Here is a 14783-nt window from a genome sequence, read left to right on the forward strand (position 1 = left end):
TCTAAGGTTACGCAGCTGCGTCCCCCCATCCCCAGCCATACACCCAGGCTGCAACCCACCTGGCACAGGAATAATTGGCCCGAAATTGTTTCGGGCCAGTTACTCCTATGAGCCCTCCCCTGTCCGCCTTGCTTGTTCCATTCGATATCTAAGGTTACGCAGCTGCGTCCCCCCATCCCCAGCCATACACCCAGGCTGCAACCCACCTGGCACAGGAATAATTGGCCCGAAATTGTTTCGGGCCAGTTACTCCTATGAGCCCTCCCCTGTCCGCCTTGCTTGTTCCATTCGATATCTAAGGTTACGCAGCTGCGTCCCCCCATCCCCAGCCATGCACCCAGGCTGCAACCCACCTGGCACAGGAATGATTGGCCCGAAACAAATGTGGGAGCGGGCTTGCCCCGCGAAGCGCCGCGCGGGCGGCGCTCGATCTGACAGGCAACATCCCTGTCAAGACGAACACCCCACAGCGCCCTTAAAACACCGCGCCTTAATAAGCCTGCTTGCCCGTAAACGCATTCAGCGTGCGCACCAGAATCACGAAATCCAGCCACAGTGACCAGTTGTTGATGTACTCGATGTCCGAGTCCACCCGCTGGATCATCTGCTCGATATCCTTGGTTTCACCCCTGAACCCGCGCACCTGCGCCAGGCCGGTCATGCCAGGCTTGATATTGTGGCGGGCAAAGTAATCGACGATGTCCTGCGAATACAGCGTGTCATGTTGCAACGCATGCGGCCGTGGCCCAACCAGCGACATTTCCCCCGTCAGCACATTGAACAATTGCGGCAGCTCATCCAGGCTGGTACGGCGGATAAACGCTCCGATCCGGGTCAGCCGCGGGTCATTCCTCTGCGCCTGCTTGACCACGCCTTCCTCCGGCTGGTGAACATGCATGCTTCTGAACTTCCAGATACGGAACGACTCGCCCGTCCAACCGGTGCGTTCTTGGCGGAAAAACACTGGGCCGCGGCTATCGAGCTTGATGGCCAACGCAACGGCCAGTAGCACTGGCGAGGCAAACAGTAGAATCAGCGCCGCCAACACCCTGTCCTCGAGGTTTTTCAGGAACAGGCTCATGCCCGTCAATGGCGTTTCCGACAAGGTCAGCACGGGGATCCCGGCAATTTCTCGCACGCTGTGGTTGATCAGCCGCAATGAGAAGATATCCGGCACCCAGTTCACTGCAATGCACTTGTCGAGCAATTTGAAATACACATCGTTGATCACCTCCGAACCGCCCAACGGGGTCACCAAGTACACCGTGCGGATGCCGTGCTGGGCCAGGATTTCGTCCAGATCGGCAATGTGCCCGAGCACCGGCAGGCGCGGCTTGCCTTCGGTGCTTTCGCGCCCCGGCTCATCGACCTTGTCGACCAGCACGCAACCCAGCACGCGCTCGCCAAACCAGGGGTTGTTGCTGATTTTCTGATACAGGAAGTTGGCCAGGTCACCGGCGCCAATAATCAGTGCATTGTCTAGACGCGCATGCGCGGTAAAACGCTTTTGCAATTCACGTACGGCAAAGTGCAGGAACAACTGCGCGATGTAGCCAATGATGAACAACTGCCCGACCAGTAGCCGCGAATAGGTTTCGCTCTGTTTGGTCAGGAAGGCCATGACCACCAGGAAGCAAAAGGTTGCCGACCAGGCCTTGAACAGCCGGAACGCTTTGATGGAAAGCCCGACGTTGGTCCGGTAAATCGCGTAATGATCGTAGATCACCGCCAGTGCACCAATCAGCAACAGCAGCATGATCACGTAATCGGAAGTGATGTAGCCAAACTGTTCGTAGATCAGGTACCAGGCAATACCGGTCACGGCAATACCATCCAGGCCGGCCTGGATGGCGTTACTTACACTGCTTCTTCGCTGAAGTAAGGAACGACTGCTTCTGGGTTCGAAAACCATTTCAGACCTCATCAATTCGAGCGTGGCAAGTGCCTTTGCATCCACCGACAGGGTTTGCAAATAGCTTATGCAAAACCCCTGCGGCTGGCCTATGCAAGGCCCAAGTCATTGATCTCACTGTAGCAGCCCCCCTGCTCGGCGTTCCCCGAATCATCGTCGATGTCGGTTTTGGCCGATTCATCCGGTGTGCCTGGCCGAAACCACAGCCCGGCGGCATAGCAACGTGCGCAACAGGAACAGCGGGTTGCCCACCACATAACGCATGAACAAACGCTTGGGCTCGCGCAACAGCCGGTAAAGCCACTCACCACCAAAGCGACGCAGCCACTCCGGCGCCCGGTTGACCTTGCCGCCGAGAAAATCCAAGATCGCCCCACCGCAGACGATCAGGCACGGCCCGCCAGTGGCGGACAGCCGTGCAGCCACAGCCTCCTGCTTGGGCATGCCCATGCCCAGCACGATCAGTTCGGGTTGCTCTTGCCTGGCCAATTGCAGGTAGGTTTCGACACTGGCAAAGCCATCGTGAACCGACACCGGCACCACCCCGAACACGGCTTCACTGCGCTGCACAGCCTGGCCCAGGTACGGGTGCCGGGTGCCCCAGAACGCCACCCTTCGCCCACGGTAGGCCGCCAAAAGCCTGGGAATGAAGTCGGTGCCATTCATGTTCAAACCGGGCTCAAGCCCCAGGCGGCGATACAGGATCGACATGCCCGCGCCATCGCGCAGCAGCACATCGGCTGCAGACAGTGCCTGGCAATACTCGGCGTCGCGCACCACCAGGTTCATTGCATGGGCATTGACAAAGCCAAGCACCGTGACGGTTTGCGGGGCGGCCAAGCGCTCGACCAAGTGCTGCGCCGCAGCCTGGTCAGCCACCACCGTGAGCTTGCCGACAAGGGTCTTCCAGCGTTGCTGCCACTGCCAGTCAGCCATCAGTCATCATCCCGTTTCGAACGCACCCATTCGACCTGGCGCTTGATCAGGAAACCCAAGTACAAGGGGACCTTTCTGGCCGCGTAAAAAGGCGCGTACAACAGCACGGAAAACGGGATCAGTTCGCGACAGAAGCGCACCCATGCGAGCAACACCGCAAGGCCCAGCATGCCCATTGCGGCAAAAGCGATCCAGGCCGGGGCCGCCAGGCCGAACAACAGGTACGCCAACCAGGTAACCAGGTTAAGGCCGATCAAGGCCAGCACCAGCAACGCCAGCGGGGGCACCAGCAGGTCCAGGGTCATGGCCAGCAGGCTGCCGTTGCGCGCTTTCAGCGCCGCCAGCGCACGCTTGGGCGCATCGGCCAGTATCAGCCCCAGGTGGCCGTGCTCCCAACGAGTGCGCTGGCTGTTCAAGCCTTGCTGGCTGGCGGGAAACTGGCTGGTAACCAGAGCCTCCGGGCAGAACACCGGCGCCTTACCCTGCTGGCAAAGGTCCAGGCCCAGCTTTATGTCTTCGACCAGGTGACCATTGGCCAGGTTGACCATCGCCAGGTCGCGCCAGCCAAACGCCATGCCGGCGCCCATCAATTGGCAAGGCAGGCCCAGCCGGGTCCAGCCACGCGGGCGTACCAGGTTTTTCACGCGCCAGGCAAACTCGGCCACCTGCACTTTCAAACCGGCGCCGGCAGGTGCCCGCATCAGGTACAGCGACTGCACCGGCCGTGCGACTTCGCGGTAGCGGCGGGCCAGGCGGTCGATTGCCCCCTCGGCCACCTGGCAGTCGGCATCCACCACGATCACTACGTCCGGTGGCTGCTGCGCCAAGTGCCGTACGCCAAAATCCAGTGCATAGCCCTTGCCGCGCAACAGGGCGTCATGGCGCTCGATAACTTCGGCGCCGGCCGCGCTGGCCAACCGCGCGGTGTCATCGGTGCAGTTGTCGGCCACCACCAGCAGGCGGTCCCCCTCTTGCAACTGCGGGCAAATGCTTGCCAGCGTTGCGCCGATGATCGACGCCTCGTCATGCGCAGGCACCAATATGGCTACTGACGGGCGCCCACCCTGGGGCAGTGCCCGTGCACGTGCCGGCAAGCAAGCCAGTAGCACTTGCGCGAAAAATACTGACACAGGGACAAGGGCGATGACCGCCACCAGGCCCAGTAACCATCCCAATACACTTATCATGCGTATGCCTTGAAGTAGCCGGCCAACCTGGCCGCTTCGGTGTCGATATCATGCCGATGCAGAACGCGTTGGTAGGCCGCCTCACCCATGGCCTGCAGCACCTCGACGGGTTGTGCCAGGCAGTCGGCCATGGCCGCCGCCAGCTCGTCCACGGCGCCGGCAGGGAACAACCAGCCGTTCTCGCCCGGCCGCACCAGCTCGGGGATGCCCGCCACATAGGTGGTCAGCACTGGCCGGCGCAACGCCATGGCCTCCATGATCACCACCGGCAAGCCCTCGGCAAAGCTGGGCAGCACCAGCGCGCGGGCGGCGAGGATTTCCTCGCGCACCTGTGCGCTGCTGATCCAGCCGGTGATGCGCACCTGCTGCTGCAAGCCGTGCCGGGTAATCAACGCCTCGATCTGCTCACGCATTTCACCGTCGCCGGCCAGCACCAGCTCAAAGGCAATTGACTGGGCGGCCAGTATCTGCGCGGCCTCAAGCAACAACAGCTGGCCTTTTTGTTCGCACAAGCGGCCCACACACACCAGGCGCGGCGCGGCAGGCACGCTGACCGACGGCACTTCATGGAAGCTGCGCTCCAGCCCACAATGCACCACCTTGACCTTGGCCCAGTGGTCGTGCGCCACCCAGCGAAACAGCTGGCTGCGCCCGTAGGAGCTTACCGCCGCGACAAAGGCGGCACGCTTTACCTTTTCCCCCATGTGCAGGAACTGCGGCTTGTCGAACTCTTCAGGCCCGTGCACGGTAAAGCTGTACGCCGGCCCGCCCAGCACGTTGGCCAGCATCACCACTTCGGTGGAGTTGGTGCCAAAATGGGCGTGCACGTGTTGCGCCTCACTGGCGTGCAACCACTGCCGCAGCTGGCAGGCCTCGGCCAGATAGACCAGGTGATAGGGCCAGGCGCGGTCGGCCCGCAGGCCAAGGCGCAGGGCCAGCCACAGCGCTTGGAAAAATTGTTGCGGTTGTGCACACAGCACCTGCCAGGTGGGTGTCAGCAAACCCTTCAGGCCACCTTGCAGCACATAGCGAGTCTTGCCCCGTTCGGTAGCGTCCTCGGCATCCTGCAGCTCGGCATCCCAGCCCCGCAGGGCGATGCGCTGCACCTCTACCCCTTGCCGCTCCAGCGCCAAGATCTCACGGCGTATGAAGCTGTGGCTGACCTTCGGGTACTGATTGATGAAGTAAGCGATGCGCATACGAATCCAAATCCAAACCCGCTTGATGACAAACCACTCATGCAGCCCTTGACGTCAGGCTGTTGACTACTGGCGGTTTGTTCACTGTCGATGCACTTAGCAAATGCATCCCCCTGTTTCCCTTGTAGTCCAAGGTTGAGACCACTGCCTGGCAATATGCCTGCAAGCGGGCAAAAACATCGTCGAGCAACGCCTGGCGACGCCGGTTTCTCACTTGTATTCGATCAAAGCCGCCTTGCCGGCCGCGAAGCGGTGGCGCAAAAACTTCAACTGCCCGAGCATTTCCGGGAACTTACCCAACACCAGGAACACCGCCCGTAGCCAGTTCTCCCGCGCCGATTTACCACCGCGGCAGGCCAGGCGTACCGCCTGTAGTGGGTAGACCAACAGCAACAGCAGGCCCCAGCCACCCAGCAGCACACACGCCAGCAGCACCACTATGGGGATGCCCAGGCCCCACAGCCAAGCCCGCCGCGACTCGCGCAGCCAGTGCCGCTCCGGCGGCTGACCATGCAGGTAAGCCCCCTCTGCATAGGCATGGCCGGCACGCAGGCTGCGCCGCCACCATTGGCTGAAACGGGTCATTGCCGCGTCATGCAAGGTCATCTCGGCAGCCAGGCGCCAGACCTTCCAGCCCTTCGCTCGCAAGCGCACGCACAACTCCGGCTCCTCACCGGCAATCAGGTCAGGGCGGAAACCGCCGACGGCGGCAAAGGCGTCTACCCGCATCAGCGCATCGCCGCCGCACGCCTTGGCCTCACCGATGGGGGTATCCCATTCCAGGTCGCACAGCAGGTTGTACACCGACCGCTGGGGGAAGCGCTCACGCCGGCGGCCGCACACCACCGCCACCTCGGCATGGCCGTCGAGAAACGCCTGCGCGGTGGCCAACCAGCCACCCTCCACCTCACAATCGCCATCGACGAATTGCACCAGGCGCATCGATGGCAGTAGCCTCTGCAACGCGGCAAAGCCTTCGTTACGAGCCCGCGCGGCGGTGAACGGGATGCCCATGTCCAGCGCCAGTACCTCCACCCCCAGGCGCTGGGCCAGCTGCACTGAACCGTCGGTAGAGCCCGAATCGACGTACATGACCTTGTCCGCACCGTGCACCAGCGAACGCAGGCAGCGCTCCAGGCGCTGGCCTTCATTACGGCCGATCACCACCACACCGATACCGTTCGCCATGGGCCTCACTCCGCACACGCTGTGGCGGCCACTTGCCTGGCCTTGATGGTGGCCGGTACCCCTACCGCCAGCGAGTTGTCCGGCACATCCACCAGCACCACGGCATTGGCGCCGATGATGACGTTATTGCCAATGCGGATGCTGCCCAGCACCTTGGCCCCGGTGCCGATATCGACGTTGTTGCCAAATACCGGGGCAATCGGTTCGTTGACGTTCTTCAAACCAACCACTACGCCATTGCGGATACGGCAGTCATCGCCAAACCGGGCATAGCCGCTGATGACGATGCCGCCAAAATGGTCGATGACGAAGTTGCGGCCAATCACTGCCTCGCACGGCAGTTCTACGCCCGTGATGATCTGCACGAACTTGAACAGGATCCTGTAAATCACCGAAAACAGCTTGCGCAGCAGTGCCGGGCGCACGCCATAGCGCCAGCGGCCGAAGCGGTACACCAGCAGCACCCAGAAGCCCTGGGCGCCCCAATCGCCACCATGGGCACGCAGGTCGGCACGTATATTCTCGAACATGGCTTCACCTACCTTGTCGGTTGGCTGGCGTACCGGGTCTTGAACAGCAGTGACCACGTCGCCCGGCAGTGACGCCAGCAGGCCTGTATCGCGCCCCACCCGCGTCGTTTCAACAGCGCCTTGAGTGCCAGCACCAGGTCGCCCAACGTGACCAGCAGCATGTGCAGGGCCAGCCCTGCCGCCCCGTGGTGCTTACGGAAATACAGCAACTCACTCTCGATCTGGTAGGACGAAATCTGCCGGCTGGCTGCCTCCAGTTCGGCCACCGACTTGGAGCTTTCCCCGCCAATGTGCACCACCGTGGTGTGCGGGTAGAACACCACCTTCCAGCCTGCCGCCTTCACCCGTTTGCAATGGTCGACCTCCTCGTAATAAAGGAAGTAGCGCGGGTCGAACAGGCCCACCTGCTCAAGCACTTCGCGGCGCACCAGGTAGAAACAGCCAGGCAGCCAGTCGCACTCGCGCACCGAAGCATGGTCCCAGTCCATTTCGTCGACCATCTTCAAACCCGGGAAGAAGCGCGCCAGCCCGGTGCGCCCGACGAACATATTGAGCGGCGTGGGGAAGTAGCGGCAGCTGGGCTGCAGGTCGCCGTCGCGGCCCTCCAGGCGCACGCCCAGCACCCCACACTCGGGGTGGGCGTCCATGTAGTCGAGGGTTTTCTGCAGGGAATCGGCGGCGACGAAGGCATCGGTGTTCAGCAGCAAGGCGTATTTGCCTTTCAGGTGCGCCAGCAGTTGGTTGTTGGCGCGGCCAAACCCCACGTTTTGCTTGTTGCTCAGTAGCAGCGCTTGCGGGCATACCTCGGCCAGGCGCTGCACCGAGTCATCGGCCGAGGCGTTATCCACCACCAGGTAACTGGCCAACCGTTCGCTGTCGGCCTGGCGCAGCGCATCGAACATCGGCTGCAGCAAGGCAGCGGTATTGAAGTTGACCACCATGACATCAACCGGTTTGTTAGCCATTGTTTCCGTCCCCAAAGAAGTACTGACGCCTTTGCGCCATCAGCAGCGGTTCTATCTCGGGGTCATAGGCGCCCTGGCGCTGCCTGACCAGGTCGATCCAGGGGTAGGCCTGGCAGCGTGCTTCCACCCGCTCGATCAGCGCATCGGTGGTGCAGATGAAGGTAGCCGGGTTACCGCCATACACTGTGCCGGGCGGCACGTCTTTGGTCACCACAGCGCCAGCGGCCACGATCGATTCAGGCCCGATAGTGACCCGAGGCATGACGATCGCGCCATGGCCTATGAAGCAGTTGTCCTTGATATCGATGAAACCGACCGAGTCCAGGTGCCTGCCAAAGCGATGCTCGATCAACAACACCACGCCGTCATGGCCGATCAAGGTGCAGTCGGACAAGCCGACGCTGTTGCCAATGCGCACCAGTGACGGGTCAGTGATGTTGCAACCCAGGTTCACATAGAAGTTGCTACCCACAGAGTGAAAGCCCCCCCAGCGCGTCAGGTAGGCGCCCCACTCCAGCCCCGAAGGGTTGCAGTACTTCTTGTAGAACGCGCTTGCTCTCCCCGTCGCCTGCACATAATGCTTCACTGCACTGCGTATCCATCCCTTCATGCTAAGTGGCCTCGCAATCACATCGATGTGGATTGTCCTTGAGGTGCAAGCGGTCTTGTTCTTGTAGGTGCCGACCGTTATGCACTCACCCGTGTACACCTTGCATCACGCCACTGCCCCCCTGGCCGCGGCCATCTTGGCATTGAGGTGGTCGGCCAGGCGCACGGCAAACTGCAGCAGTGGCATGGTCGGGTTGGAAGCGCCGCCCGTGGCGAAGATGCTACTGCCTGCGACATACAGGTTTTCGGTGCCAAACACCTTGCAGTTGGCATCGACTACGCCGAACTGCGCCGAGGCCGCCATGCGCGTGGTACCCATATGGTGGGCATGCGGTGCCATTCTCAGCGGTATCGAGGTGTCATAGACAAAGTCGTTGAGCTTGACGAAACCCAGGTCCATGTCGGCAAACTGTTTGGCCAGCTCGCTGCCGATGCACTTGATGGTGTGGCGGTCATCGGCTGTCAACGCCCAATTGACGTTGACCTTGGCCACGCCCAGTTGATCCTTCTCGTCCAGCAGCGAAATACGGCTGTGCAGGTTGGGAAACTGCTCGATCATAGTGCTGATCACGCCGTCACCCGGGCAGCTGAATTTGGCGACGAATTCCACCTTGCTGGCGATGCCCATGTCGCACGCGAGGCTCTCGAGAAAATGCTTGACCTCGGCAGTACGCCCATAAGTCTGCACTTCTGCCAGCAAAGTGGCGGTGATATTGCCTTTACCAGCTTTGTACTCGGCGACGAACTCATCGGTGGTGTAGTACTGGCGCTGCTCAGGGTCCTGCCCGGACTTGAGAATGAAGGTACCCAAGTCGATATTCAGGTGCTCCATGAAGCAGCCCCCTACCAACCCGTCCTTGCTCACCACGCCGGCTGCGCGTAGCGATTCACTGTTGAGCAGTTGCCGGGCATTCTCGATGGCACCCGTGGCCAGGATGAAATGCCTGGCCACCAGGCGCTGACGATTGCGCGCGTAGTCCGACAGGACCACCGCAGCCAGGTGGCCGGATGCCTCGTCGAACTCAAGGTCCACGCAGTTGCAGTTGATGAACACATCCAAGCCTTTGGTCTGTTCCAGCGCCGTGGCGTATTTTTGCGCGAAACGCGTGGGCGGGCTGAGCAGAAAGCGGTCAGGCTCGAAGTCGCCGCCGTTGAGGCCGGTGTTCATTGCACGGAAATCCGCCCCGGGCGGCAGGTCGACAATATCCATGGCCGCCGGCAGGTAGCCTTCGATCTCGGTGTACGGTATAGGCCAGCCCGGCAAGTCGCCTGGAGGGGCAATGGTGAAATCGGAAGGTGTGAATGGCCGGCAACGGCCCGCCCAATGGTTGGAGGTGCCGCCCAGGTAACGCAGGCGAGTCTCCTCGGCATACAGTTCCAGGCCGGTGGATGCGCAAGCGTACAACCCTTGCGAGTGCGGCGAGTACTCACGCCCCCCGCCTTCGGCGAGCAGTACGTTCCAGCCGGCGGCAGCCAAGCGCAGGCCCAGGGTGATACCTGCCGGGCCGGCACCAATGATGCAGACATCGTAATCGTCGCGCAGTGCCTTCTGCTGTTGATAATCCTTGATCATGCTCGCTCGTTCCGGAAGTAACGGGACGGCAATACCCAGCCGTTGATCACCACGAATTCAGACCTGGCGGCAGGTTGGCGCGCTACCACCGCTGCGCCACCGAACACCACGCCACCAACGCCCAGCAAGATACAACTCTGCAAAAAGCCTCTACGACCTGTTTGCGCAGTACAAAATGTAAGCTTGCCCATGATCCCGAGACCTGTACCTTTAAAAGTTTCACGCAGCAACCCGCAGCACAGCCCGTTGAAAACAGCTGTCAGCAGCCTGATGAGCCAAGATATAGCGCAATGTGTAGAGCGGCAGAGGAAAAATCGCCAGCAGCGGGCTAACGGTGGCTGACCTATCAATCGACGGCATGACTTCAATCTCTGACTGATTAGCTAAAAGTCACTATAGTTTCAATTAGCCACGATGCTAGCCGTTGCCCACCAAGGGAAAGGTGTACATAGCCGATGCCTGAACATTTCCGTGCGTTGATCGTCATCCTGTTTTTGGCAAGCGTGGTGTTCCTGCTGGCGCGGCGGCCTGCCACCGACCTGATTCCGCTGGGCGACTTCAAGCGCCGGCGCAATCTGTGGTTCCTGCTCACCGTGCTGGCCTTTGCCTCGCACAGTTTCTGGCTGTACCTGGGCGCAGGCGCCGTCATCCTGTACATCGCCGGGCGCCGCGAGCACAACCCCATGGCGCTGTTTTACATGCTGCTGTTCCTGATCCCGCCGGCTGCGGTACAGGTGCCAGGGTTTGGCGTGGTCAATTACCTGGTCGATCTCAACCATATCCGCCTGCTAACCCTGTGCGTACTGTTGCCGGCGGCCCTTGCCCTGCGCCGGCAAGGCGACAACCTGCGCTTTGGCCGCACTTGGCCCGACAAACTACTGGCGGCGGCGCTGCTGCTGATGAGCGTGCTGTACCTGCGCGAAACCACGCTGACCGACACCCTGCGCCAGACGCTGTACTTGTATGTCGATGTATTCCTGCCGTATTACGTCGCCAGCCGTGGCCTGCGCCACATCAGCGACTTCAAGGACGCCCTGCTGGCCTTCGTCCTTGCTTCCTTCGTGCTGGCCCTGATTGGCGTTGCCGAGTACGTGCGTCACTGGCTGCTGTACAGCGCCCTGATCGACGCCATGGGCGTGCCGTGGAGCATGTCCGGCTACCTCAGCCGTGGCGGTTCGCTGCGCGCCAGCGTCACCACCGGGCAAGCCATTGCGCTGGGCTATGTGATGAGCGTGGCGATTGGTTTGTTCTTGTTCGTCCAGGGTTATGTGCGCCGCCCACTGCACCGGGCGATGGGCGCCCTGCTGCTGGCTGCCGGGTTGTTCGCGCCGCTGTCCCGTGGCCCGTGGATCGGCACCGTGGTCATCGTGGTGGTGTTCATTGCCCTGGGCAAGGGGGCGGTCAGGCGCCTGGCGCTGCTCGCGGCGGCCGGCGTGCTGGCCCTACCCTTGCTGGCCGCCGTGCCTGGTGGTGACAAGGTACTGGACCTGCTGCCGTTCATTGGCAACCTGGAAAAAGAAAACATCACCTACCGCGAACGGCTGATGGACAATTCGTGGATTGTCATCCAGCAAAACCCGCTGTTTGGCTCGTTCGACTTCCGCAACACGCCCGAAATGCAATCGATGATCCAGGGTGAAGGCATCATCGACATCGTCAACACCTATATCAACCTGGCACTGCGGGTTGGGCTGGTCGGCCTCGGCCTGTTCGTGGCGTTCTTCGCCACGGTACTGCACGGCATTCGCAAGGCCATGCACAGCTTCCCCGACAGGGACGACGAACGACGCCAGCTTGGCCGGGTATTACTGGCAACCCTAATCGGTATTCTGGTGATCATCTTTACCGTCAGCAGCATCAGCTTCATCCCGGTGGTGTACTGGACTGTCGCTGGGGTGGGCGTGGCCTATATCCAGATGGTCCGCAGGCTTCACGACAGCCAGGCCCCCGAGCTTGCCGAAACCGGTCTTCAACCCAGGTAATGTCTATGAACGTGCTCACCCTGCGCCGCTCAGGTATTCAAACCCTGCTGCGGGTTTCGGCCATTGCTGGCCTGGCCGTGCTGCCGTGGGCCAGCTGGGCCTCGGAATGGCAGGTCAGTGTCGATGAACAGAATGGCCTACCCATGGTGACCCACGGCGGTGGGCCGGTGATGCAAGCTAAGTTCGACTTCTGGGCAGCCAATTGGAGCTGGACGGGCTTCGAAACCACATTCAAGGTCAATGGCCCCTTCGCCTACACGTTGCAGGGCAAGAACAAAGCGCTGGACTTCGACCTAACGGCGGATATCCGCAAGGAGCAGGCGCAAACCCTGAGCTGGGCCTTCGACCTCGACGCCCACAGCCGCCAGGCCGGGGTAATGGGCGGCGGCATGGTGTTCCAGTTCGACCCGGTCGCCATTGCCGGGGCCATGGGCGCCCCACAGTTGCTGCCCGGTAACCGCGGCTGGTCGTGGGGCAAGGCTGACCAGGGCCGGCGCATCGAGATGCGCTTCGACCCACCGCTGGCTAACGTATATTTCGAGCGCAACAACCCGTCCGAACTCCGTGCGTTCATCTACAAGGACCCCATTAACGCAGGCCGGCAGCAGATCAAGGCGGTGCTGAACATTACCGGCGACATCGACCTGGGCCCTACGCCCAGCGAACGCTTCGGCTTGGCCGACCCCGCCAGTTGGCCCGACGATCAACTGGATTGGCGTACCTCACCGGTCGACCTGTCGTTCCTCAATGCCCCGGAAAAACCTGCCGGCAAGCGTGGTTTCGTCAAGGCCGTTGGCGAGCAACTGGTGTTCGAGGACAACACCCCGGTGCGCTTCTGGGGCACTAACTTGTCGGCCTATTCGTTGTTCAAGAGCCCCGACGAAGAGATCCGCCAGCAAGCCAAACGCCTATCGGCACTGGGTTTCAACCTGGTGCGCCTGCACCACCACGACTCGCCCTGGGTCAGCCCGAACGTGTTCGGCGACGGCACCCTGGTGCGCGATACCCAGCAGCTCAGCGCCGAGTCGCTGCGCAAGCTCGACCTGTGGGTCAAGGCACTCAAGGACGAAGGCATCTATATCTGGCTGGACATGCACGTGCAGCGGGCGCTTACCGCCAATGACAACATCGACGATTTCAACGAACTGGCCAAGGGCGCGAGCCACGTCGACCTGAAGGGTTACGCCTATGTGAACCGCAGCATCCAACAGGCGATGAAGCGCTTTGCCGAGCAGTACCTGACCCACGTTAACCCCAACACCGGCCTGGCCTACAAGGACGAGCCGGCCATCGCGGCGGTGTTGCTCACCAACGAAAACGACCTTACCCAGCATTTTGGCAACGCCCTGTTGCCGGACAAGAACGTACCCCGCCACAGCCAGCGGTACATGGATGCGGCCAAGGCCTTCGCCCGGCAGCACAACCTGCCCGCCGACCTTACCTGGCGTGCCTGGGAGCATGGCCCGTCGAAGCTGTTCCTGAATGACCTGGAGCAACGCTTCAACGCCGACATGATCGCGCACCTGCGCAGCCTGGGGGTGAAAGTACCGATCGCCACTACCAGCACCTGGGGTGGCAATGGCCTGAGTGCGCTGCCAGCACTGACCGCAGGCGATGTGATCGATGCCCACAGCTATGGTGCCAATGGCCAGCTGGAGAAAAACCCACTGACCAGCGACGGCATGATCGACTGGCTGGCCGCCGCCCAGGTGGTTGGCAAACCGCTGACCGTTACCGAGTGGAACGCCGAGCCGTTTCCCCTGCCCGACCGCCACTCGCTGCCGCTGTATGTGGCCGGCACCGCCAGCCACCAGGGCTGGGACGCGATGATGCAGTATGCCTACAGCCAGCAGGCCTTCAATCCCGGTTGGCGCACGGCGGATAACTGGCATGCCTACAACGACCCGGCGATGATCGCTACCTTGCCCGCGGCCGCCCTGCTCTATCGCCGTGCGGATGTGAAGCCGGCCACCACCCGCTATGTGTTCGCACCAACGCCAGCCACGCTATACAACCAAGCAATCACCCCGCGCAACTCGCCGCTGCTGCGCACGGCCATGGAAAAAGGCCAACTGCAGATCGCCCTGCCGCAGACACCGGAGCTGCCCTGGCTGAAACCCGCCGCCATCCCGGCCGATGCGCAGGTGCTGCAGGACCCAGGGCAATCACTGCTGGCCGCCGACGCCACAGAATCGGTCACCGACACCGGCCAACTGAAGCGCAACTGGCAACAGGGCATCTACACCATCGACACCGCGCTGACCCAGGCCGCCACCGGCTGGCTGGGTGGCCGCTCGATCAACCTAGCGGCCATCCAGGTGCAGGCACAAACGCCGTACGCCAGCGTCGTGGTGCAAAGCCTGGATGGCCAACCCTTGGGCCAGTCGCGCCAACTGTTGGTGTCGCTGGGTACCCGTGCCATGCCCAAGGCCGATTACAAGACACCGTTCACCGTCGAGCCGCTTGCAGGCACGTTGACCATCAAGGCGCCCGCCGGCCTGCAGCTGTTTGCCCGGGATGCCCAGGCGCAATTGAAGCCGCTGTCAGCGGCCTACCAAGACGGGGCTTACCGTATTACGTTCGATGGCAAGTACATGTCCAACTGGCTGTTCTTGAAATAGGGCATGTGGCCATCTACCCTCACAACAGACCTGTAGCTGAAGCACTCGCCCGGCCTTGACCAGGGATGATTCACTGCGGCT

General features: G+C 61.7%; 12 protein-coding genes and 1 pseudogene. 2 read left to right on the top strand and 11 right to left on the bottom strand.

All coding sequences use genetic code 11. From position 1 onward, the window contains the following. Positions 1 to 490: 490 nt before the first annotated feature. The 11 genes and pseudogenes from DV532_RS12675 to DV532_RS12725 form a co-directional block, all read right to left on the bottom strand. The gene (locus DV532_RS12675; RefSeq protein WP_056804225.1) at positions 491 to 1912 is read right to left on the bottom strand and encodes an undecaprenyl-phosphate glucose phosphotransferase; all 1422 of its coding nucleotides are present in this window, start codon (positions 1910 to 1912) and stop codon (positions 491 to 493) included. 177 nt (positions 1913 to 2089) lie between these two features. Further along, entirely contained in the window at positions 2090 to 2848 is a 759-nt protein-coding gene (locus tag DV532_RS12680; protein ID WP_056804222.1) for a WecB/TagA/CpsF family glycosyltransferase, read from the bottom strand. Continuing rightward, positions 2848 to 4035 (bottom strand): glycosyltransferase family 2 protein, encoded by a 1188-nt coding sequence (locus tag DV532_RS12685; protein ID WP_056804218.1) that lies wholly within the window; start codon positions 4033 to 4035, stop codon positions 2848 to 2850. The genes DV532_RS12680 and DV532_RS12685 overlap by 1 nt, the downstream gene beginning before the upstream one ends. Further along, positions 4032 to 5234 carry a glycosyltransferase family 4 protein gene (locus DV532_RS12690; protein WP_056804213.1) on the bottom strand — a complete coding sequence of 401 codons (1203 nt, stop codon included), beginning with the start codon at positions 5232 to 5234 and terminating at the stop codon, positions 4032 to 4034. The genes DV532_RS12685 and DV532_RS12690 overlap by 4 nt, the downstream gene beginning before the upstream one ends. 37 nt (positions 5235 to 5271) lie before the next feature. Continuing rightward, positions 5272 to 5439 (bottom strand): annotated as a pseudogene (locus tag DV532_RS30910) (DUF535 domain-containing protein); the annotation flags it as partial. Between the two features lie 5 nt (positions 5440 to 5444). Beyond that, complete coding sequence (locus tag DV532_RS12700) at positions 5445 to 6422, bottom strand: glycosyltransferase family 2 protein (RefSeq protein ID WP_056804210.1); 978 nt, start codon at positions 6420 to 6422, stop codon at positions 5445 to 5447. 5 nt (positions 6423 to 6427) lie between these two features. Further along, positions 6428 to 6952 carry a serine O-acetyltransferase gene (locus DV532_RS12705; RefSeq protein WP_056804207.1) on the bottom strand — a complete coding sequence of 175 codons (525 nt, stop codon included), beginning with the start codon at positions 6950 to 6952 and terminating at the stop codon, positions 6428 to 6430. An 8-nt stretch (positions 6953 to 6960) separates the two neighbouring features. Then, the gene (locus tag DV532_RS12710; RefSeq protein ID WP_056804204.1) at positions 6961 to 7917 is read right to left on the bottom strand and encodes a glycosyltransferase family 2 protein; all 957 of its coding nucleotides are present in this window, start codon (positions 7915 to 7917) and stop codon (positions 6961 to 6963) included. Next, the gene (locus DV532_RS12715) at positions 7910 to 8527 is read right to left on the bottom strand and encodes an acyltransferase (RefSeq protein WP_056804200.1); all 618 of its coding nucleotides are present in this window, start codon (positions 8525 to 8527) and stop codon (positions 7910 to 7912) included. The genes DV532_RS12710 and DV532_RS12715 overlap by 8 nt, the downstream gene beginning before the upstream one ends. A 105-nt stretch (positions 8528 to 8632) precedes the next feature. Beyond that, a complete protein-coding gene (locus DV532_RS12720) occupies positions 8633 to 10099 on the bottom strand; it encodes an FAD-dependent oxidoreductase (protein ID WP_056804197.1) in 1467 nt (488 codons plus the stop codon). Then, entirely contained in the window at positions 10096 to 10242 is a 147-nt protein-coding gene (locus DV532_RS12725) for a hypothetical protein (RefSeq protein ID WP_236707547.1), read from the bottom strand. The genes DV532_RS12720 and DV532_RS12725 overlap by 4 nt, the downstream gene beginning before the upstream one ends. Positions 10243 to 10554: 312 nt before the next feature. Here DV532_RS12725 and DV532_RS12730 point away from each other — a divergent pair, with 312 nt between their 5' ends. Together DV532_RS12730 and DV532_RS12735 are read left to right on the top strand one after the other, a co-directional pair. Then, positions 10555 to 12081: an O-antigen ligase gene (locus DV532_RS12730; RefSeq protein ID WP_056804195.1), complete on the top strand. Its 1527-nt coding sequence runs from the start codon at positions 10555 to 10557 to the stop codon at positions 12079 to 12081. Then, on the top strand, positions 12081 to 14702 hold the full coding sequence (locus DV532_RS12735) for a cellulase family glycosylhydrolase (protein WP_372339970.1): 2622 nt from the start codon (positions 12081 to 12083) through the stop codon (positions 14700 to 14702). Before DV532_RS12730 ends, DV532_RS12735 begins: the two co-directional genes overlap by 1 nt. Positions 14703 to 14783 lie beyond the last annotated feature (81 nt).

This window comes from Pseudomonas sp. Leaf58, from assembly GCF_003627215.1.
Lineage (GTDB): Bacteria > Pseudomonadota > Gammaproteobacteria > Pseudomonadales > Pseudomonadaceae > Aquipseudomonas.